This window comes from Streptomyces sp. NBC_00989 (assembly GCF_045162655.1).
GTDB lineage: Bacteria > Actinomycetota > Actinomycetes > Streptomycetales > Streptomycetaceae > Streptomyces.
In genome coordinates this window covers 6,802,018-6,820,886 of sequence record NZ_CP108728.1, presented here as the reverse complement: position 1 = coordinate 6,820,886, position 18,869 = coordinate 6,802,018, and the positions used below count along the sequence as shown (strand labels likewise).

Genomic DNA, 18,869 nt, shown 5'->3' with positions numbered 1-18,869 from the left:
CGTAGAACCACAGGCAGAACCACATGCTCGTCCTCGGCCATGAGGGGTGGAACCGCACGTGTTCGACGACACCGCAGGAGGCGTTCTCGGGCCGGGTGCGGGGGCCTCCGCGGCCGGGCCGGGGCTCATACGGCGGCGGCGTCGGCGGTGGATGCGGTGGGCCGGGGTCGGGGTGGCCGCACTCCTCGTAGGGGCCGCCGGTGTCGGATGGGGCGTCTACGCCAAGCTCGACTCGAACATCACGCCCGACGACGCCGCCGCCGCCGAACTCGCCCGGTACGAGAAGGAGCGGCCCACCGCCCTCGTGAAGGGGGCGCAGAACATTCTGCTGATCGGGTCCGACTCGCGGTCCGGGGACGGGAACGCGGAGTACGGGCGGGACTCGGGGACCGAGCGGTCGGACACGACGATCCTGTTGCATCTGGCGGCCGACCGGCGCAGTGCGACCGCCGTGTCGTTGCCGCGGGACCTGATGGTGGACGTACCGGGGTGTCTGCGGCCGGACGGGACGCGGAGCGAGCCGATGTTCGCGATGTTCAACTACGCGTTCCAGGTGGGGGGTTCGGGGTGCACGATCCGGACCGTGGAGAAGCTGACGAACGTGCGGATCGACCATCACATGGTGGTGGACTTCCATGGGTTCAAGGACATGGTCGACGCCGTGGACGGGGTGCAGGTCTGCCTGAAGGCTCCCATTCGGGACAAGGCCGCCAAGCTGAGGCTGCCCGCGGGGCGGGTCACGCTCGACGGGGAGCAGGCGCTCGGGTACGTGCGGGCCAGGAAGTCGCTCGGGAACGGCAGTGACACCGACCGGATGGACCGTCAGCAGGGGTTCCTGGGGGCGCTCGTCAACAAGGTGCAGAGCGACGACGTGCTGTTCAATCCGGTGAAGTTGTATCCCGTGCTGGACGCGGCCACCTCTTCGCTCACCACCGATCCGGAATTGGCGAATCTGCGTGGTTTGTACGAACTGGTGCGCGGGCTGCGGAACATCCCCACCGAACATGTGCAATTCCTCACCGTTCCGCGGGAGTCGTACATTTACAACGCGAATCGCGACCAGCTCGTGGAGCCCGAGGCCGAAAAGCTGTTCGCCCGGCTCCGGGCGGACGCGACCGTCGCGGTGACGAAGCAGGTTCCGCAGGATTCCGCCGCAAACGCCCTTAATACGGTGCCGGGTTCGGGGGTCACCCCCGTGCCGACGTTTCGCGGGAACACGGCCGCCGAAGACACCTGTGGGTAAAGCGATCACCAAGTCGACGAACTTTTGTTCCGAAAAATAGGACGGATTGACCGGTTGTAGGGACGTGGAATTTGTCACCGCAGTCACTTGCCGCTCAACTGGACGGATAGTGTGAGCGATCCGGTGGGCTGTGTGCTTGCCCACCGGATGAACGAGACCCGAGCGCCTGGAGGGGGAAGGCGCCGCGTGGCCCCGACGGAGGATTCGGTAAACCGTGGACGCGCAAGGCCGTGGGCGGGCGGACAACATCGACCCCGCAGACCAGTGGGTACTCAATCCGAACACTGGTGAATACGAACTGCGACTGACTCCTTCCACACCGCAGTCAGCGGTGCCGGGGCCCCGTAGAGCCACTGCGCAGAACCGCAGTGTGGCGGCGCCGGAGCGGGAGACGGTCCCGAGAACTCCCGGGCGTGAGGTGCCGGCGCCGCGCAGACGGCGGGGTGTGCCCGAGGAGCCACCGGGGCGGCGCGGGCGCCGGCCGGTGAAGAAGAAGGCCAAGGGCAAGAAGATCCTGATGTGGACCGGCGGCGGTCTGGCCCTCGTGCTGGTCGCCGTCGCCGGAGGCGGCTACCTCTACATCAAGCACCTCAACGACAACATCACGTCCGTCTCCGACGACGGCGCGAGCACCGGTGGCTTCAGCAAGGGCAAGGCCATCAACCTGCTGGTGATCGGCACCGACAAGCGCACCGGCGCGGGCAACGAGGGCTACGGCGACTCCGGCAGCGTCGGCCACGCGGACACCACGATCCTGCTGCACGTGTCCAAGGACCGTTCGAACGCGACCGCGTTGAGCATCCCCCGGGACCTGATCACCGACGTCCCGGACTGCGAGACGGCCCAGTCGGACGGCAGTTCCAAGGTCATCCCGGGCACGACGAGCGTCCGCTTCAACACCAGCCTCGGGCAGGACGGCCGTACGGCGAGCTGCACCGTGCGGACCGTCACCGAGCTGACCGGGATCCAGCCCGACGACTTCATGGTGGCCGACTTCAACGCCGTGAAGACGCTGACGGACGCGGTCGGCGGGGTCGAGGTCTGTCTGGCCAAGAACATCGACGACTCCGACTCGCATCTGAAGCTGTCCAAGGGCACGCACAACCTCTCGGGCGAGCAGGCGCTGGCCTTCGTGCGGACCCGGCACTCGGTCGGCTTCGGCGGTGACCTCAGCCGGATCACGCTCCAGCAGCAGTTCCTGAGCGCGCTGATGCGGAAGCTGAAGTCCAACTCCACGCTCACCAACCCCACGAAGATGCTGAAGCTGGCCGAGGCCGGCACCAAGGCGCTGACCGTCGACGACAACCTCGACTCCATCGGCAAGCTGAAGGACCTCGGTCTTGAGCTGGGCAAGCTCAATCCGAAGAACCTGACGTTCACCACCGTGCCGGTCGTCGACAACCCGGCGGAGAAGACCCCGGTGACGGTCGTCCTCAACAACACGACCGCCCCGCAGGTCTTCTCGTTGATCAAGAGCGACACCTCCTTCACCGCGGTCAAGCAGCAGGCCGCGAAGGAGAAGGCCGCCGTGGCCGCCCGGCTCAAGGGCACCAAGTCCGCCGCCTCCGCGGTGCGGGTGCGGATCCTCAACGGAGGGGCCGTAGCCGGCAGCGCACAGGAAACTCTTACGTGGCTGCAGAATGATGAGGGCGTGCTCAAGTCCGAGAACGCGGGCAACGCTCCGGCGGCGCTCGCGAAGACGACCCTCGAGTACGCACCCGACCAGGCGGACCAGGCTCGACGGCTCGCCGACATCATGGGTCTTTCGGGGTCCGCGATGAAGCCGGGAAAGAGTGTGCAGAACTCTCAGGGGCTGCCGGCGATGACGCTGACCCTGGGCAAGGACTTCAAGGGAGCCGGCGTTCCGCTCACCTCGACCGCGGGGTCGACGCCGGAGGGGGTCCAGAAGTCCACGGCGGACAAGGTTGAGTGCGCCAAGTAAGTGACCACACGGGTCCGTTCCGCGTCTAACGGGGCGCGGGGCGGACCCGTGTGTCAGGGCGCGGCGTGGGAGGGGTGGGGACTTGACTCAGAGCAGCGTGCGTGGGGAGGTGCCGGCGGTTGAGGACACGATGTCGCTCACGCCGGTGGACGGGAAGAGACCGTCGGACGGAGACGGGGGCAGACGCAAGGGCGGTCGGCGGCGGGCGTTGCGCTGGTCGGCGATCGTCCTCGCGGTGGTCATAACCGGGACGGCCGGCGCCGGATACCTGTACTACGAGCACCTCAACCACAACATCAAGAAAGACCCCCTGAACATCGGGGACGAGAAGGACCGGGCGGCCGAGTCCAAGGCCAACGCGGCCGGGCAGAAGCCGTTGAACATCCTGCTGATCGGTTCGGACGCGCGGGACTCCGCGGAGAACGAGAAGCTCGGCGGCGCGAAGGACACCTTCGGCAGCGCGCCCCGCGCCGACGTCCAGATGCTGCTGCACGTCTCGGCGGACCGCTCGAACATGTCGGTCGTGAGCATGCCGCGCGACACCCTGACGGACATCCCCAAGTGCACGGACCCGGACACCGGCAAGACGTACGCGGCCGAGACGAACGTCATCACGAACGACTCGCTGGGCCGCGGCGGCCCCGGCTGCACGGTGGCGACCTGGGAGAAGCTCACCGACATCCACATCGACCACTTCATGATGGTCGACTTCGCCGGTGTGGTGTCCATGGCGGACGCGATCGGCGGGGTGCCGGTCTGCGTGGACGCCAACATCTACTCGCACACCTCCTCCGGCAAGGGCTCCGGCCTGAAGCTGAAGAAGGGCACCACGGCCGTGAAGGGCAAGCAGGCCCTGCAGTGGCTGCGCACGCGCTACGGCTTCGAGGACGACACCGACATCGCCCGGACCAAGGCGCAGCACCAGTACATGAACTCGATGGTCCGGCAGTTGCGGGAGAACGCCACGCTGAGCAATCCGACGAAGCTGCGCAGCCTCGCCGAGACGGCCACCAAGGCGCTCACGGTCGACACCGGCCTCGGGACGGTCGCCAAGCTGTACGACCTGAGCAAGGAACTGAAGAAGGTTCCGACGGGCCGGATCACCATGACGACGATGCCGTGGGAGTACTCGACGACCAGCAGCGGCCGGGTGGTGCCCAAGCCGGCCGACGCGGCGAAGCTGTTCCGGCTGGTCCGTGAGGACATCGCGCTGGACGGCAAGGACAAGAAGAAGACGGCCACGGCGGCGAAGGCGTCCACCGATCCGGCCGCCGCCGACGACAAGATCGCCGTACAGGTGGAGAACGGCACCCGGACCGACACGACGAGCGCGGTACGGGGGCGGGCGACCGCGGTGGCCGGGCTCCTCGTCGACAAGGGCTTCAAGGAGGCGGTGGCCGACTCGTCGGCGATCCTCAGCGAGGGCACGACGGTCGTCCGCTATCCGAGCGCCGATCTGGAGGGCGACGCCCAGCGGGTCGCCAAGGCCCTCGGCATCCCGATGAGCGCGGTGAAGAAGTCCACGAGCGTCTCCGGGGTCACCCTGGTCGTCGGCGCGGACTGGAGCACCGGCACCAAGTACAAGGCACCGGTCGAGGACGACACGACCCCGACGTCGGCCGACGCCCTGAACGGTTCGGACACCACGGCGTGCATGCACGTCGACCCGAACTACGTCTGGTCGTAGTCCGGGCCGAAGCGGGTGGCGGTGCTCAGCTGCTGGTCGAGCTGAGTACCGCGGGGCGCCGGGACGCGATCACCCTGCGCGCAAGGGACTTGGGGCTGGTGAGGAAGCCGTAGCCCCACGACATGTGCATGGTGGCGAGGGCCACCGGGATCTGGAGGCGGGCCTTGAGCGACAGGCCCTTGCCCGCCGGGAGTGAGCCGAGCGCGATCGCCGCGAGGTAGCCGCCGGGGATCAGGAAGCCCCACGGGGTCAGGGCCGCGCCGACGACGATGCCGGCCGCGATCGCGCAGACGGCGGTCGGCGGGGCGAGGTAGCGCAGGTTGATGGAGCCCTCGTGGTAGCGGGCGACGACGTGCCGCCAGCGGCCGTAGTCCTTGTACTGCTTGGCGAGGGCCTTCACCGACGGGCGGGGGCGGTACGAGACGCGCAGCTCCGGCGAGAACCAGATCAGGCCGCCGGCCTCGCGGATGCGGAAGTTCAGCTCCCAGTCCTGGGCGCGGATGAACTCCTCGTTGTAGCCGCCCTGTTGCTCCAGTGCCTCGCGGCGGAACACCCCGAGGTAGACCGTCTCGGCGGAGCCCGCTTCCCCTCCGGTGTGGAAGGCCGCGTTGCCCACGCCGATCTTCGAGGTCATCGCGGCGGCGACCGCGTCCTCCCAGGCGTTCTCGCCCTCGGCGTGCATGATGCCGCCGACGTTCTGCGCGCCGGTCTCCTCCAGGAGGCGTACGGCGGTGGCGATGTAGTTCGGCGAGAGGATGCCGTGGCCGTCGACGCGGACGACGATCGGGTGGCGGGATGCCTTGATCGCGGCGTTGAGGGCGGCGGGCGTGCGGCCGGTGGGGTTCGGGACGGTGTGGACGCGCTTGTTCTCAGAAGACGCGGTCTCGGCTACGAGCTGGGCCGCGATCTCGTCCGTACGGTCCTTCGAGGGACCGATGGCGATCACGACCTCCATCTCGCCGTCGTACTCCTGCGCGAGGATCGCTTGGACGGCTCCGCGCAGATGCCGCTCCTCGTCGAGGACGGGCATGATCACAGAAACGGCGGGGAGTCGCACGTCGGGCTTGGCGTTCATAGGGGGCTCACGTTACCGCGAACGGGGGACACGGATGCGCCCGCCCGGGGCGGCGGCGGTCGTATCAGATCGTATCGGCCTACGGTGCTCAAGATCCCACGTTCGGCCCTCGCGGAGGTGTCCCCCATGCCCACGCCGCCCCGCCGCTCCCCCGCCGCCCGTCCCCCACAGCGCCGCCCACGGCCCCCCGTACGGCCGAAGAAGCCGCGCTGGGCCATGCGGGCGGCGACGACGCTGTCCGTGGTGGTGCTCGCGTCCGCCGGGATCGGGCACGCGGTGGTCACCAGCCTCGACGCCGACATCTCCCGCGTCGACCCCTTCAAGGACATGAAGAACCGCCCGCGCGCGGGCCACGGCATGAACGTCCTCCTCGTCGGCACCGACGGCCGCGACAAGATCACCGAGCAGGAGCGGCGCCAGTACCACCTCGGCGGCGCGCCCTGTCACTGCACCGACACGATCATGATCGTGCACATCTCGGAGGACCGGGAGCGCGCCAGCGTCGTCAGCCTCCCCCGCGACTCCTACGCCGAGACGCCCCCGCACACCGACCAGACCACCGGCGAGCACCACGGCCCGCACCCCATCAAGATCAACGCGGCGTACGCGGAGGGCGGCCCCAACCTCACCGTCCAGACCGTCGAGTCCATGACCCACGTGAAGATCGACCACTACCTGGAGGTCGACTTCACCAGCTTCATGAAGACGGTCGACGTCCTGGGCGGGGTGAAGATCTGCACCGCCGAGCCCATGAAGGACTCGTACACGGGTCTCGATCTCGCCGCCGGCACACACACGCTGATGGGCGGGCAGGCCCTCCAGTACGTCCGCTCGCGGCACGTCGACGGCGCCTCCGACCTCGGCCGGATGAAGCGCCAGCAGCGTTTCCTGGCGGCGCTGATCGACCAGGCCACCTCCTCCGGGGTGCTGCTGAACCCGCTGAAGTTCCGTGACGTGACCCGCGCGGTCCTCGGCTCGGTCCGCGCGGACAAGGGCTTCGGCACCGACGAACTCCTCGACCTGGGGCGGGCGATGCGCACCTTCTCGCCGTCCTCCTCCGAGTTCACCACCGTGCCGATCGGGCAGATGGGCTACGTCGTGAAGGGCATCGGCTCCACCCTGAAATGGGACCGGGCGAAGGCGGCCAAGCTCTTCCAGGCCCTGCGCGACGACAAGCCCCTGGCCGTGCACAAGGCGGCGCACGCCAACGCCGTGAAGGTGGACGTGGCCCCGCAGCAGATCCGGGTCCAGGTGGAGAACGGGACGGCGACGGGCGGTCTCGGCAAGCGCGTGGACGCGGCCCTGGCGGCGACCGGCTTCCGCACGACGCACCTGCCGACGAGCGCGGCCGACCACGCCGTACGACGGACGGTCGTCGCCTACGACCCCCGCTGGGACCGGTCCGCGAAGTCCCTCTCCGCGGCGCTGCCCGGGAGCGAGCTGCGGGCGGTGAAGGGGCAGGGGCCGGTGCTGAAGGTGATCGCCGGCAGTGACTTCAAGCAGGTCACGCGGGTGCGGGCGACGGATGTGCAGCAGGGTGAGTTCGGGGTGGTGACCGGGGACGAGGTGGGGTGTTCGTAACAGAGCGGGTATCAGGGACCAAGTGAGGCGTTCGTAACAGAACGGACGCCGGTTCCTCACTCGTCGAGACCCTCCGCGGCCCGCTTCTCGCGCAGTTCCATGATGGCGCGGCGGCGGGCCAGGCGGTGGGTGCGGCGGATCTGGGCCTCCTGGTAGCGGCGCTCGTCGCGCTCCGTCTCCGGGAGGACCGGCGGCACCGCGCGGGGCTTGCCGTCGGCGTCGACGGCGGCGAAGACGAGATACGCGGAGCCGACCTGGGTGGCCGGGGTCGACTCGTTCCACCGCTCGGCCATGACCCGTACGCCGACCTCCATGGAGCTCCGCCCGGTCCAGTTGACCTGGGCCTTCACATGGACGAGGTCGCCGACGCGGACCGGTTCCAGGAACGCCATCTCGTCCATCGACGCGGTCACCGCCGGTCCGCCGCTGTGCCGCCCTGCGACGGCGCCCGCCGCGTCGTCGACCAGCTTCATGATGACCCCGCCGTGCACCGTGCCGAGGAGGTTCGTGTCGGCGTTCGTCATGATGTGGCTGAGGGTGGTCCGGGAGGCGGACGTCGGCTTGCCCGGCAGGTCTGTCATGGACGCCACCCTATGCCGGGGTGGACATCTGCGGACTTTGTGTTGGCTTCGCAACAGCAGTGCCCTGATTTTCCTACGACCCTTGTAAACGACATGGCCGCTACCTGCACACTGGGCCCCATGAACGATTGGCCCGAGGGATGGTCCGGCGGCAACCGCGGCAACGAGTACGGACGCGGTAGCGCGAACGCACAGCCGGAGAGCGCACGTGTGATGCGCCAGGTACGACGCGGCCCGCAGGCCCCGCCGTACGGCGCCGGAGTCCCGCCGCAGCCGTCGTACACGGGCGGCCAGGGCTATGACGAGGGCCAGAACGGCTACGGCCAGGGCGGCTACGACAACAACGGGCACGACGGCTACAACACCGGCCAGGTCTACGGCGGTGGCGGCTCCGGCGGTCCCGAGGGGCCCGGCGGGCGTGGACCGCGCCGTCCGCCGAACTGGCGCCGTCGTATCAAGTGGGGCGCGATCACCCTGGTCACCGTGCTGGTCGTGACCTCCGTGGCGACCTACTTCTGGGCCGACTCCAAGCTGAACCGCGACGTCGACCTGTCGAAGGTGATCGACCGGCCGGAGGCGGGCGACGGCACGAACTACCTGATCGTCGGGTCCGACAGCCGCGAGGGGCTGTCCGCGGCCGAGAAGAAGAAGCTGCACACCGGTTCCGCCGCGGGCAAGCGCACGGACTCGATGATGATCCTGCACGTGGGCGACAGCGGCGACACCCTGATCTCGCTGCCGCGCGACTCGAACGTCACGATCCCTTCGTACGTGGGCTCCACCTCGGGCAAGACGTACCAGAACACGGGCCGGCAGACGAAGCTCAACGCGGCGTACGCGGAGGACGGGCCGACGCTCCTCGTCCGGACCGTCGAGTACAACATGGGCCTGCACATCGACCACTACGTCGAGATCGGCTTCAACGGCTTCGCGGACATCGTGGACGCGGTCGGCGGGGTCACGATCGACATCGACAAGGGCTTCAAGGACTCGTACTCGGGCGCCGACTTCAAGGCGGGCAAGCAGAAGCTGAACGGCGAGGAGGCCCTGGCCTTCGTCCGCACCCGGCACGCGTTCGCCGCCTCCGACCTCCAGCGCACGAAGAACCAGCAGAAGTTCCTGTCGGCCCTGGCCCACCAGGTGGCGACCCCGGGCACCCTCATGAACCCCTTCAAGCTCTACCCGACGCTGGGCGCGGGCCTGGACTCGCTGAGCGTCGACAAGGACATGTCGCTCTGGGACCTGGCCTCCATGTTCTGGGCGATGAAGGGCGTCAGCGGCGGTGACGGCACCTCGATGAACATGCCGATCTCCGGCTCCACGGGCGGCAACCTCGTCTGGGACAAGGCGAAGGTCAAGACGCTGGTGAACGAGCTGAACAACGACCAGAAGGTCACGGTCTCGGGCAACTGAGAGACCGAGGGACTGACAGTCATCGGGCCCTGCCGCACGCCACCAAGGCGATGTGCGGCAGGGCCAACTCATTTTCCCCTGCGGCGAATTCGCCGGCCAACCGCTCGTACTCCCGCCTGATCCGTACGACCGTCCCCTCGTCCTGCGAGGTGACGATGAGCCCGGCGGTGGCGACACCGGCGGCGGCTCCGCCCCACCACTCGTCGACGGTGGTGCGGTGGTCCCACTCCAGCTCGCGGGCCCCGGCGTCCGTGAAGCCCGCCTCGCGGAGCAGCTCCGCGAACCCGTCCGCCGTACGCACGAAGTCCTCGGCCGGGTCGAGCCGCGGCAGGTCCGCGGGGATCACCGCCCCCGCCGCCGCGAACGCCCGCCCGAACAGCTCCTGCCCGGCGCCCCTCCGCGCGCCCCAGAGGGTCAGCGCGATCCGGCCGCCGGGCTTCAGCACGCGCCGCAGTTCGGCGAGGGCGGTGCGGGGGCGGCCGACGTGGTTGACGACGAAGTTGCCCACGACGGCCTCGAACTCGCCGTCGGGGAAGGGCAGTTCGGGCAGTACGGCGGCCCGCGCCGCCACCCCCGCCGCCCGCGCGACCGCCACCATCCCGGCATCGGCGTCCACGGCACACACCCGCGCGCCCCGCGCCAGCGCGGCCAGGGCCGCCGTACCGGTCCCGGTGCCGACGTCGAGGACGTGCGTCCCCGTCTCGACCTCCGCGGCGTCCAGGAGCCGTTCCACGGGGTGCGCGCAGAGCCGGGCGAAGCTTGCCGCGTAGGCGTGGGCGCGGCCGGCCCACATGGTGCGTTCGGCGGTGTCGAAGGCGGTCCGTGTCTGTGCCGGGTCGGTCATGGGCCGCAGCATGCCCGACGAAACGGTGAGGGCACCCACCGGAGACCGGGGGCGCCCTCGATACCGCTACTGCTCGTAACTCCTCGTCGGCTACGGCAGGTTGCGGGCCATGACGATGCGCTGGACCTGGTTCGTGCCCTCGTAGATCTGGGTGATCTTGGCGTCGCGCATCATGCGCTCGACCGGGTAGTCACGGGTGTAGCCGTAGCCGCCGAGGAGCTGGACCGCGTCGACCGTCACCTCCATCGCCACGTCCGACGCGAAGCACTTCGCTGCCGCGCCCTGAAAGGTGAGGTTCTTGTCGCCACGCTCCGACGCTGCCGCGGCCTGGTAGGTCAGGGCGCGGGCGGCCTCGATCTTCATGGCCATGTCGGCGAGCATGAACTGGATGCCCTGGAAGTCGGCGATCGGCTTGCCGAACTGCTTGCGCTCCTTGACGTAGCCCTTGGCGTAGTCGAGGGCGCCCTGGGCGATGCCGAGGGCCTGGGCCGCGATGGTGATGCGGGTGTGGTCCAGGGTCTTCATCGCGGTGGCGAAGCCGGTGCCCTCGGCGCCGATCATGCGGTCGGCCGGGATGCGGACGTTGTCGAGGTAGACCTCGCGGGTCGGGGAGCCCTTGATGCCGAGCTTCTTCTCCGGGGCGCCGAAGGAGACACCCTCGTCGGACTTCTCGACGACGAAGGCGCTGATGCCCTTGCTGCGCTTCTCGGGGTCCGTCACCGCCATCACCGTGTAGAACTCGGAGACGCCCGCGTTGGTGATCCAGCGCTTCACGCCGTTCAGGACGTAGTGGTCGCCGTCGCGGACCGCCTTCGTCTTCATGCCGGCCGCGTCCGAGCCCGCGTCCGGCTCGGAGAGGGCGTACGAGAACATCGCGTCGCCCTTGGCGAGCGGGGTCATGTACCGCTTCTTCAGGTCCTCGGAGCCCGAGAGGATCACCGGGAGCGAGCCCAGCTTGTTCACCGCGGGGATGAGGGAGGAGGAGGCACACACGCGTGCCACCTCCTCGATCACGATCACCGTGGCCAGCGCGTCCGCGCCGGTGCCGCCGTACTCCTCGGGTACGTGGACGGCGTGCAGGTCGTTCGCGACCAGGGCGTCGAGGGCCTCCTGCGGGAAGCGGGACTCCTCGTCCACCGCTGCGGCGTACGGCGCGATCTTCGCCTCGGCCAGTGAGCGGATCGCGTCGCGGAGCATGTCGTGCTCCTCTGACGGGCGGTACAGGTCGAAGTCAGCCGATCCGGCCAAGGTCTCTCACGCTCCAAGGACGCTGTGATGACGGTGCTCATTGCGATGACGATGCTAATTACCGTTAAGTAACCCAAATTTTAGGGGCCCGCCCGCGGGAGTGATACGTGAGCTTGGCGACAGGGGGAAAGGTGCCCGGTGGGAGCGCCGGTTATGCTCGGGCGCGCATCGCCCCCGTACCCCTTCTGGAGCACTCATGGCCCTCAAGATCACCGTGATCGGCACCGGCTATCTCGGCGCGACGCACGCCGCGGCCATGGCCGAGCTGGGCTACGAGGTGCTCGGTCTGGACGTCGTCCCAGAGAAGATCGAGATGCTCCAACGGGGTGAGGTCCCGATGTACGAGCCGGGCCTTGAGGAGCTGTTGCGCAAGCACGTCGCCGGGATCGAGGGCTCCACCGGGCGGCTGCGCTTCACCATGGACTGGGCCGAGGTCGCGGAGTTCGGCGACGTCCACTTCATGTGCACGAACACCCCGCAGAAGCACGGCGAGTACGCCTGCGACATGTCGTACGTCGACCGGGCCTTCGAGCTGCTCGCCCCGCATCTCACGCGTCCCGCGCTGGTCGTCGGCAAGTCCACCGTGCCGGTGGGCTCGGCGGACCGGCTGGCCGCGTATCTGGCCGCGCACGCGCCCGTCGGTGCGGACGCCGAGCTGGCCTGGAACCCGGAGTTCCTGCGTGAGGGCTTCGCCGTCCAGGACACGCTGCACCCGGACCGGATCGTGGTCGGTGTCCGGAGCGAGCGGGCCGAGAAGCTGCTGCGCGAGGTGTACGCCAAGCCGATCGCTGCCGGGTCGCCGTTCGTCGTGACCGACTTCCCCACCGCCGAGCTGGTGAAGACGGCCGCGAACTCCTTCCTCGCCACGAAGATCTCCTTCATCAACGCGATGGCCGAGGTCTGCGAGGCCGCGGACGGAGATGTCGTGAAGCTGGCGGAGGCGATCGGGCACGACGAGCGGATCGGCAAGAAGTTCCTGCGGGCCGGGATCGGCTTCGGCGGCGGCTGTCTCCCGAAGGACATCCGGGCGTTCATGGCACGCGCCGGTGAACTGGGCGCCGACCAGGCGCTCACGTTCCTCCGCGAGATCGACTCCATCAACATGCGGCGGCGCGGCCAGATGGTCGAGATGACCCGCGAGGCGCTCGGCGGCGGCTCCTTCCTCGGCAAGCGGGTCGCCGTCCTCGGCGCGACCTTCAAGCCGGACTCCGACGACGTACGCGACTCCCCCGCCCTGAACGTCGCCGGCCAGATCCACCTCCAGGGCGGCCAGGTCACCGTGTACGACCCGAAGGGCATGCCCAACGCGCTACGGCTCTTCCCGACGCTCGGGTACGCCGACACCGCCGTGGAGGCCGTACGCGGCGCCGACATCGTCCTGCACCTGACGGAGTGGCGGGAGTTCCGCGAGCTGGACCCGGCGACCCTCGGCGAGGCCGTACGCGCCCGTGTGGTCCTGGACGGCCGCAACGCCCTCGACCCGGCACTGTGGCGCAAGGCGGGGTGGACGTTCCGGGCGATGGGGCGTCCCACCGCATAGGCACACGCCCGTGAGCGGACGACGCCGGTCCGGCCGAGGCTCAGTCGGCCGGACCGGCGTCTGGCTGCATTCTGCACCACTGGGCTGTGCTGGGCGTCGGGACCGCTCAAGTCGGCTTTCGTGAGGGCTACTTGGCGCGGTAGCGGCGCATCTTCGCGCGCGCGCCGCAGACCGCCATCGAGCACCAGCGGCCCCGGCCCGCCGGGCTGCGGTCGTAGTACGCCCAGTGGCAGGTGGGGGCTTCGCAGGCCTTGAGGCGGGGCCAGGTGCCTTCGGCGAGGGACCGGGCGATGGCTGACGCGACGCGGGAGAGCAAAGGGTCCCCGTCGGCGGGCCCGAGGTGCGCGGAGCCGTCGTGCGGGTCGATCACCACCAACAGCGGTGCCCGTACGAGGAGTTCGCCGAGTGGTGTGGTCTCGCGGTGCGGGGGGTGGCCCGCGTGGGCGAGCAGGGTCGCCCGCAGCGATTCGCGTAGTTCGCGCGCCGACTCCGTCTCCCCCTCCGCGAGTCCGAAGCGTGCGCGGCCGTCCACCGTGTCGAGTTCGTCGGTGCCCGCCTCCAGGTCCAGCGTGTTGACCAGGGCCTCGATCAGGGCCAGGTCGCCGGGCGCGGGAACTCTCTCACTCATGCTTGCGACGTTACCTCCAATGCGGGAGCATGAGGTAACCGTTACCGGCTAACGCCACCTGTAGGTAACTAGGAGGAGTCCGTCATGACCGATCCCACCCCCACCCCCATCGCCGAGCTGGGTGCCGTCGTCCTGGACTGTCCCGATCCGCGCGCGCTCGCCGGCTTCTACGCCGGGATCCTCGGCGGCACCGTCGAGGACGAGGACGGCGGCGACTGGGTGGACCTGAACCTGCCGGGCGGGCGGACGCTCGCGTTCCAGGAGGCGCCCGGGCACGTACCGCCGAAGTGGCCCGCGTCCGGCGACTCCCAGCAGTTCCACCTCGACCTGACCGTCACGGACCTGGACGCGGCCGAGAAGGGCGTACTGGCGCTGGGCGCGACGCCGCTGGACACCGAGGACCGCTCGCGCGCGTGGCGTGTGTACGCGGACCCGGCGGGGCACCCGTTCTGCCTCTGCGCCTGCTGAGACCGCCGTCACAGCCGACACCAGGGAGATCACCATGTCCGCCGTGGCACGTTTCCGTTCCACCGTGCTCGACTGCCCCGACCCGCTCGCGCTCGCCGAGTTCTACGCCGGGATCCTCGGCGGCACACCCCACGTCGCGCACGACGAGTGGGTCGTACTCGATATTCCGGACGGGCCGCGGCTCGCCTTCCAGCGGGTGACGGACTACACCCCGCCCCAGTGGCCGCGCGCGGACCGGCCGCAGCAGCTCCATCTCGACTTCGACTCCGGGGCGACCTGGGAGGAACTGGAGGTCGCGGAGGCGAAGGCGTTGGCGCTCGGCGCGCGGCCGTTGCACCAGGAGGACAAGGAGAACTTCCGGGTGTACGCCGATCCGGCAGGGCATCCCTTCTGCCTCTGCCGGATCGACCACCCGTAGAACCCGTACGACCGCGTGTCAGCTGTCCAGCTCGGCGATCTTCGCCGTCGACGGCTCGCGGCGCTGCTGGGCGGCGCGGGCCGTGAAGTCGGCGCTGCGCAGGGCGCGTTGGACGTTGCCCCAGCTGAGCAGGGCGAGGTCGGGCTCGGACCAGCCGCGGTGGAGGAGCTCGGCGATGAGGTTCGGGTAGCAGGAGGCGTCGGCGAGGTCCTGCGGATGGGCCGTGCCGGCGTCGTACGTGCCGGACAGGGCGACGCACTCGCGGCCCGCGACCTCGTGGACGTGGTCGAGGTGGTCGGCGACGTCCCGGACGGACGGGCCGGTCTGTTCGGCGGTGAGCGGCACCATGCACAGGCCCTTGGCGGCGCCGACCGCGGCGAGGAGTTCGTCGGAGAGGTTGGCCGGGTGCGGGCGCAGCGTGCGGGCGGCGGAGCGGGTGAACAGCACCGGTGCCTTGGAGACCGCCAGCGCGCGGCGGATCGTGCCGTCGGAGGCGCCGGAGAGGTCGGCGAGCACGCCGAGGCGGTTCATCTCGCGGACGACCTCCTCGCCGAACCGGGTCAGCCCGGCCTCGCTCGCCCAGGACACCCCGGACAGCGTGAGGACCCGTAGCCCCAGCGCGTGCAGGGAGCGCAGGATGCCCAGGGAGTCGCCGAGCGCGGCGGCTCCGGCGGGGCCCAGGAGCACGGCGATACGGCCGCAGTGGCGCACGTCGGTGGTCTCGCCGGCGGTGTACGCCAGGCGCAGGCCCTCGGGGTGGGCGCGGACCACCGTGTTCACGAGGTCGAGCTGTTCCAGGGTGGCGCCGACCGCCCGGTCCCCGGCGAGGCCCTCGGGCAGGTGCAGCGACCAGAACAGCGCGCCGACGTGTCCCTCGCGCAGCCGCGGCACATCGGTGTCCACGGAACTCTCGCCGAGCTCCAGGTCGAACCACGGCAGGTGCCGCAGCGCCCACGGCAGCCCGCTGTAGCCGTCCGCGACCGGGTGCGCGGCGAGGATGGCGTGCGCGCGCTCCAGCGGGGCGGCGGCCGGGTCGGAGACGGGGTCGTACGGTTCCGCGGTGTCCGGCGGGAAGACCCCGGCGGGGAAGGGCTCGTGGACCAAGTCGTCGAGCTCGCCGACCTCGGTCGTCGCGTGCAGTTGGTCCTGGAGGTCGGCCATGGCGGGCTCCGTACGTCGTTACGGCAGTACGGTCACCGTCGCACGCCCGCGAGGGGGCCACCTGGTGAGCGGGGCGTTCGGGGTACGGCGCGGGAGTGGGCGCTCCCGCGCCGCGCCGGTCAGCCGTCGAGCGACTCGATCGTCGCGTTCGACGGACCCCGCGTCGCCTGGATCCCGCGCGCCACGTCCTCCGCCGCGCCCAGCACCCGTACCGCGTTCTGCCAGGTCAGCTTGGCCAGGTCGGGCCTGGACCAGCCGCGGTCCAGCAGCTCCGCGATGAGGTTCGGGTAGCCGGAGACGTCGTTCAGGCCGTCCGGGGTGAAGGCCGTGCCGTCGTAGTCGCCGCCGATGCCGAGGTGGTCGACGCCCGCGGCCTCGCGCATGTGGTCGAGGTGGTCGGCGACGGTGGAGACGGTCGCGACCGGGCGCGGGTGGAGTTCCTCGAAGGCGCGGTGCACCTTCATCGCCTCCTCCGTGGTCTCCAGGTGGTGCAGGCCGTGCGCGCGCATGTTGTCGTCGGCCGCGGCCGTCCAGTCCACGGCGGCCTGGAGCACGAACTTCGGCACGAACGTCACCATCGCCATGCCGCCGTTGGCGGGGAGGCGCTCCAGCACGTCGTCCGGGATGTTGCGCGGGTGGTCGCAGACCGCCCTCGACGAGGAGTGGGAGAAGATCACCGGGGCCGTCGACGTGTCCAGCGCGTCGCGCATCGTCGTCGCCGCCACGTGCGAGAGGTCCACGAGCATGCCCTCGCGGTTCATCTCCCGCACGACCTCGCGGCCGAACGCCGACAGGCCGCCCACGCCCGGCTCGTCCGTCGCCGAGTCCGCCCACGCCACGTTGTCGTTGTGGGTGAGCGTCATGTAGCGGACGCCGAGGGCGTACAACCCCCGCAGCGTGCCGAGGGAGTTGGCGATCGAGTGCCCGCCCTCCGCACCCATCAGGGAGGCGATACGGCCCTCCGCGCGCGCCGACTCCATGTCCGCGGCGGTCAGCGCGGGCGCCAGGTCCCGCGGGTGGCGGGCGAGCAACTGCCGTACGCAGTCGATCTGTTCGAGCGTCATCGGCACCGGGTCGGGCAGGTCCGAGCGGACGTACACCGACCAGTACTGCGCGCCGACGCCGCCCTCGCGCAGGCGCGGGATGTCGGTGTGCAGATGGGCGTTCTGGTGGACGGCGATGTCGCGGGCGTCGAGGTCGTAGGCGACCTGCGTGCGCAGGGCCCAGGGCAGGTCGTTGTGCCCGTCGACGACCGGGAACTCGCGCAGGAGTGCCCGCGCCTCGTCGAGTGAGGTCATCGCCGTCACTTCCCGAAGCCGAAGCCGCTGCCGGAACCCTCGGCCTTGGCGCGCAGGCGCTTGCCCTTCTCGGTGGCCTGGTCGTTCAGGTCCTGCTGGAACTCCCGCATGCGGACGAGGAGTTCCTCGTCGTGGGTGGCCAGGATGCGGGCGGCGAGCAGGCCCGCGTTGCGCGCGCCGGCGACCGAGACGGTGGCGACGGGGACACCGGCCGGCATCTGCACGATGGACAGCAACGAGTCCATGCCGTCCAGGTACTTGAGCGGCACGGGGACGCCGATCACCGGGAGCGGGGACACCGAGGCGAGCATGCCGGGGAGGTGGGCGGCGCCGCCCGCGCCCGCGATGATGACCTTGAGGCCGCGGCCGTCGGCGCGCTCGCCGTACGTGATCATCTCGCGGGGCATGCGGTGCGCGGAGAGGACGTCGACCTCGTACGCGATCTCGAACTCGTCGAGGGCCTTCGCGGCGGCCTCCATGACGGACCAGTCGGAGTCCGACCCCATGACGATTCCTACGACGGGTCCAGCGACGGAGCTCATTCGGTGATCGTGCCTCTCAGATAGCCGGCTGCGTGACGAGCGCGCTCGAGGACGTCGTCCAGGTCGTCGCCGTAGGTGTTGACGTGGCCCACCTTGCGGCCGGGCTTCACGTCCTTGCCGTACATGTGGATCTTCAGCTGGGGGTCCCGGGCCATGCAGTGCAGGTACGCGGAGTACATGTCCGGGTAGTCGCCGCCGAGAACGTTACACATCACGGTCCAGGGGGCCCGTGCGCGCGGATCGCCCAGCGGGAGGTCGAGGACCGCGCGGACGTGGTTCGCGAACTGGCTGGTGATCGCGCCGTCCTGGGTCCAGTGACCGGAGTTGTGCGGGCGCATCGCGAGTTCGTTGACGAGGATGCGGCCGTCGCCGGTCTGGAACAGCTCGACGGCGAGGTGGCCGACGACCCCGAGTTCCTTGGCGATGCGCAGCGCCATCTCCTCGGCCTGGAGCGCGAGGGACTCGTCCAGGTCGGGGGCGGGCGCGATGACCGTGTCGCAGACGCCGTTGACCTGCTGGGACTCGACGACCGGGTAGGCGACGGCCTGGCCGTGCGGGGAGCGTACGACGTTGGCCGCCAGCTCCCGTACGAAGTCGACCTTCTCCTCGGCGAGGACGGGGACGCCGGCGCGGAACGGATCGGCGGCCTCCTCCGGGGAGTCGACGACCCACACGCCCTTGCCGTCGTAGCCGCCGCGGACGGTCTTGAGGACGACCGGGAAGCCGTCCCCCTCCGCCGCGAACGCGACCACGTCCGCCGGGTCGGTCACGATGCGGTGCCTGGGGCACGGCACACCGATCTCCGTGAGCTTCGCCCGCATCACGCCCTTGTCCTGGGCGTGCACGAGCGCGTCCGGGCCGGGGCGCACAGGGATGCCGTCCGCCTCCAGGGCACGCAGATGCTCGGTGGGTACGTGTTCGTGATCGAAGGTGATCACATCGCACCCCCGCGCGAAGTCACGCAGCGTGCCGAGGTCGCGGTAGTCGCCGATGACGACATCGCCGACGACCTGCGCCGCGGAATCCTGGGGGGTGTCACTGAGGAGCTTGAATTTGATGCCGAGCGGGATGCCCGCCTCGTGTGTCATACGAGCGAGCTGCCCCCCGCCGACCATGCCGACTACCGGGAACGTCACTCCCCCAGGGTATCGGTCACGCCACGTCGGCCTGATTTCCGTACCTCTTACCGTTCTTTTCCGC

General features: G+C 69.9%; 17 protein-coding genes. 8 read left to right on the top strand and 9 right to left on the bottom strand.

Features of this window, described 5'->3' with window-relative positions; genetic code table 11:
- Positions 1 to 151: 151 nt before the first annotated feature.
- From OG714_RS30415 to OG714_RS30405, 3 genes are all read left to right on the top strand, one after another.
- Positions 152 to 1,243: an LCP family protein gene (locus OG714_RS30415; RefSeq protein ID WP_406132013.1), complete on the top strand. Its 1,092-nt coding sequence runs from the start codon at positions 152 to 154 to the stop codon at positions 1,241 to 1,243.
- 214 nt (positions 1,244 to 1,457) lie between these two features.
- A complete protein-coding gene (locus tag OG714_RS30410) occupies positions 1,458 to 3,185 on the top strand; it encodes an LCP family protein (protein ID WP_406125735.1) in 1,728 nt (575 codons plus the stop codon).
- 130 nt (positions 3,186 to 3,315) lie between these two features.
- Positions 3,316 to 4,872 (top strand): LCP family protein, encoded by a 1,557-nt coding sequence (locus OG714_RS30405; protein ID WP_406132011.1) that lies wholly within the window; start codon positions 3,316 to 3,318, stop codon positions 4,870 to 4,872.
- 25 nt (positions 4,873 to 4,897) lie between these two features.
- On the opposite strand, the gene OG714_RS30400 is transcribed toward OG714_RS30405, so the two are convergent.
- Positions 4,898 to 5,947 (bottom strand): glycosyltransferase family 2 protein, encoded by a 1,050-nt coding sequence (locus tag OG714_RS30400; RefSeq protein ID WP_406125733.1) that lies wholly within the window; start codon positions 5,945 to 5,947, stop codon positions 4,898 to 4,900.
- A gap of 126 nt (positions 5,948 to 6,073) precedes the next feature.
- Between OG714_RS30400 and OG714_RS30395 the strand changes: the two genes are divergently transcribed.
- Positions 6,074 to 7,528: an LCP family protein gene (locus OG714_RS30395; RefSeq protein WP_406125731.1), complete on the top strand. Its 1,455-nt coding sequence runs from the start codon at positions 6,074 to 6,076 to the stop codon at positions 7,526 to 7,528.
- A 56-nt stretch (positions 7,529 to 7,584) separates the two neighbouring features.
- On the opposite strand, the gene OG714_RS30390 is transcribed toward OG714_RS30395, so the two are convergent.
- Entirely contained in the window at positions 7,585 to 8,109 is a 525-nt protein-coding gene (locus OG714_RS30390) for an acyl-CoA thioesterase (protein WP_406125729.1), read from the bottom strand.
- A 120-nt stretch (positions 8,110 to 8,229) separates the two neighbouring features.
- Here OG714_RS30390 and OG714_RS30385 point away from each other — a divergent pair, with 120 nt between their 5' ends.
- A complete protein-coding gene (locus OG714_RS30385; RefSeq protein ID WP_406125727.1) occupies positions 8,230 to 9,522 on the top strand; it encodes an LCP family protein in 1,293 nt (430 codons plus the stop codon).
- A 19-nt stretch (positions 9,523 to 9,541) separates the two neighbouring features.
- Here the strand turns inward: OG714_RS30385 and OG714_RS30380 are convergent, their stop codons facing one another.
- Both OG714_RS30380 and OG714_RS30375 read right to left on the bottom strand, forming a co-directional pair.
- A complete protein-coding gene (locus OG714_RS30380) occupies positions 9,542 to 10,366 on the bottom strand; it encodes a methyltransferase domain-containing protein (RefSeq protein ID WP_406125726.1) in 825 nt (274 codons plus the stop codon).
- A gap of 90 nt (positions 10,367 to 10,456) precedes the next feature.
- Positions 10,457 to 11,614 carry an acyl-CoA dehydrogenase gene (locus OG714_RS30375; protein WP_406125724.1) on the bottom strand — a complete coding sequence of 386 codons (1,158 nt, stop codon included), beginning with the start codon at positions 11,612 to 11,614 and terminating at the stop codon, positions 10,457 to 10,459.
- 196 nt (positions 11,615 to 11,810) lie between these two features.
- Here OG714_RS30375 and OG714_RS30370 point away from each other — a divergent pair, with 196 nt between their 5' ends.
- Positions 11,811 to 13,154: a UDP-glucose dehydrogenase family protein gene (locus tag OG714_RS30370; RefSeq protein WP_406125722.1), complete on the top strand. Its 1,344-nt coding sequence runs from the start codon at positions 11,811 to 11,813 to the stop codon at positions 13,152 to 13,154.
- Positions 13,155 to 13,281: 127 nt separating this feature from the next.
- On the opposite strand, the gene OG714_RS30365 is transcribed toward OG714_RS30370, so the two are convergent.
- The gene (locus OG714_RS30365) at positions 13,282 to 13,782 is read right to left on the bottom strand and encodes a CGNR zinc finger domain-containing protein (RefSeq protein WP_406125721.1); all 501 of its coding nucleotides are present in this window, start codon (positions 13,780 to 13,782) and stop codon (positions 13,282 to 13,284) included.
- An 84-nt stretch (positions 13,783 to 13,866) separates the two neighbouring features.
- Here OG714_RS30365 and OG714_RS30360 point away from each other — a divergent pair, with 84 nt between their 5' ends.
- Together OG714_RS30360 and OG714_RS30355 are read left to right on the top strand one after the other, a co-directional pair.
- On the top strand, positions 13,867 to 14,250 hold the full coding sequence (locus OG714_RS30360) for a VOC family protein (RefSeq protein ID WP_406125720.1): 384 nt from the start codon (positions 13,867 to 13,869) through the stop codon (positions 14,248 to 14,250).
- 34 nt (positions 14,251 to 14,284) lie between these two features.
- On the top strand, positions 14,285 to 14,668 hold the full coding sequence (locus OG714_RS30355) for a VOC family protein (protein ID WP_406125719.1): 384 nt from the start codon (positions 14,285 to 14,287) through the stop codon (positions 14,666 to 14,668).
- 18 nt (positions 14,669 to 14,686) lie between these two features.
- Here OG714_RS30355 and OG714_RS30350 read toward each other — a convergent pair whose 3' ends face one another.
- The 4 genes from OG714_RS30350 to OG714_RS30335 all read right to left on the bottom strand — a co-directional run bounded on the left by OG714_RS30350 (position 14,687) and on the right by OG714_RS30335 (position 18,805).
- Entirely contained in the window at positions 14,687 to 15,829 is a 1,143-nt protein-coding gene (locus OG714_RS30350; protein ID WP_406125717.1) for a dipeptidase, read from the bottom strand.
- Positions 15,830 to 15,948: 119 nt separating this feature from the next.
- Complete coding sequence (locus OG714_RS30345) at positions 15,949 to 17,127, bottom strand: dipeptidase (protein ID WP_406125716.1); 1,179 nt, start codon at positions 17,125 to 17,127, stop codon at positions 15,949 to 15,951.
- Between the two features lie 5 nt (positions 17,128 to 17,132).
- Complete coding sequence (purE, locus tag OG714_RS30340) at positions 17,133 to 17,669, bottom strand: 5-(carboxyamino)imidazole ribonucleotide mutase (protein ID WP_406125715.1); 537 nt, start codon at positions 17,667 to 17,669, stop codon at positions 17,133 to 17,135.
- On the bottom strand, positions 17,666 to 18,805 hold the full coding sequence (locus OG714_RS30335) for a 5-(carboxyamino)imidazole ribonucleotide synthase (protein WP_406125713.1): 1,140 nt from the start codon (positions 18,803 to 18,805) through the stop codon (positions 17,666 to 17,668). Before OG714_RS30335 ends, purE begins: the two co-directional genes overlap by 4 nt.
- Between the last annotated feature and the right edge of the window lie 64 nt (positions 18,806 to 18,869).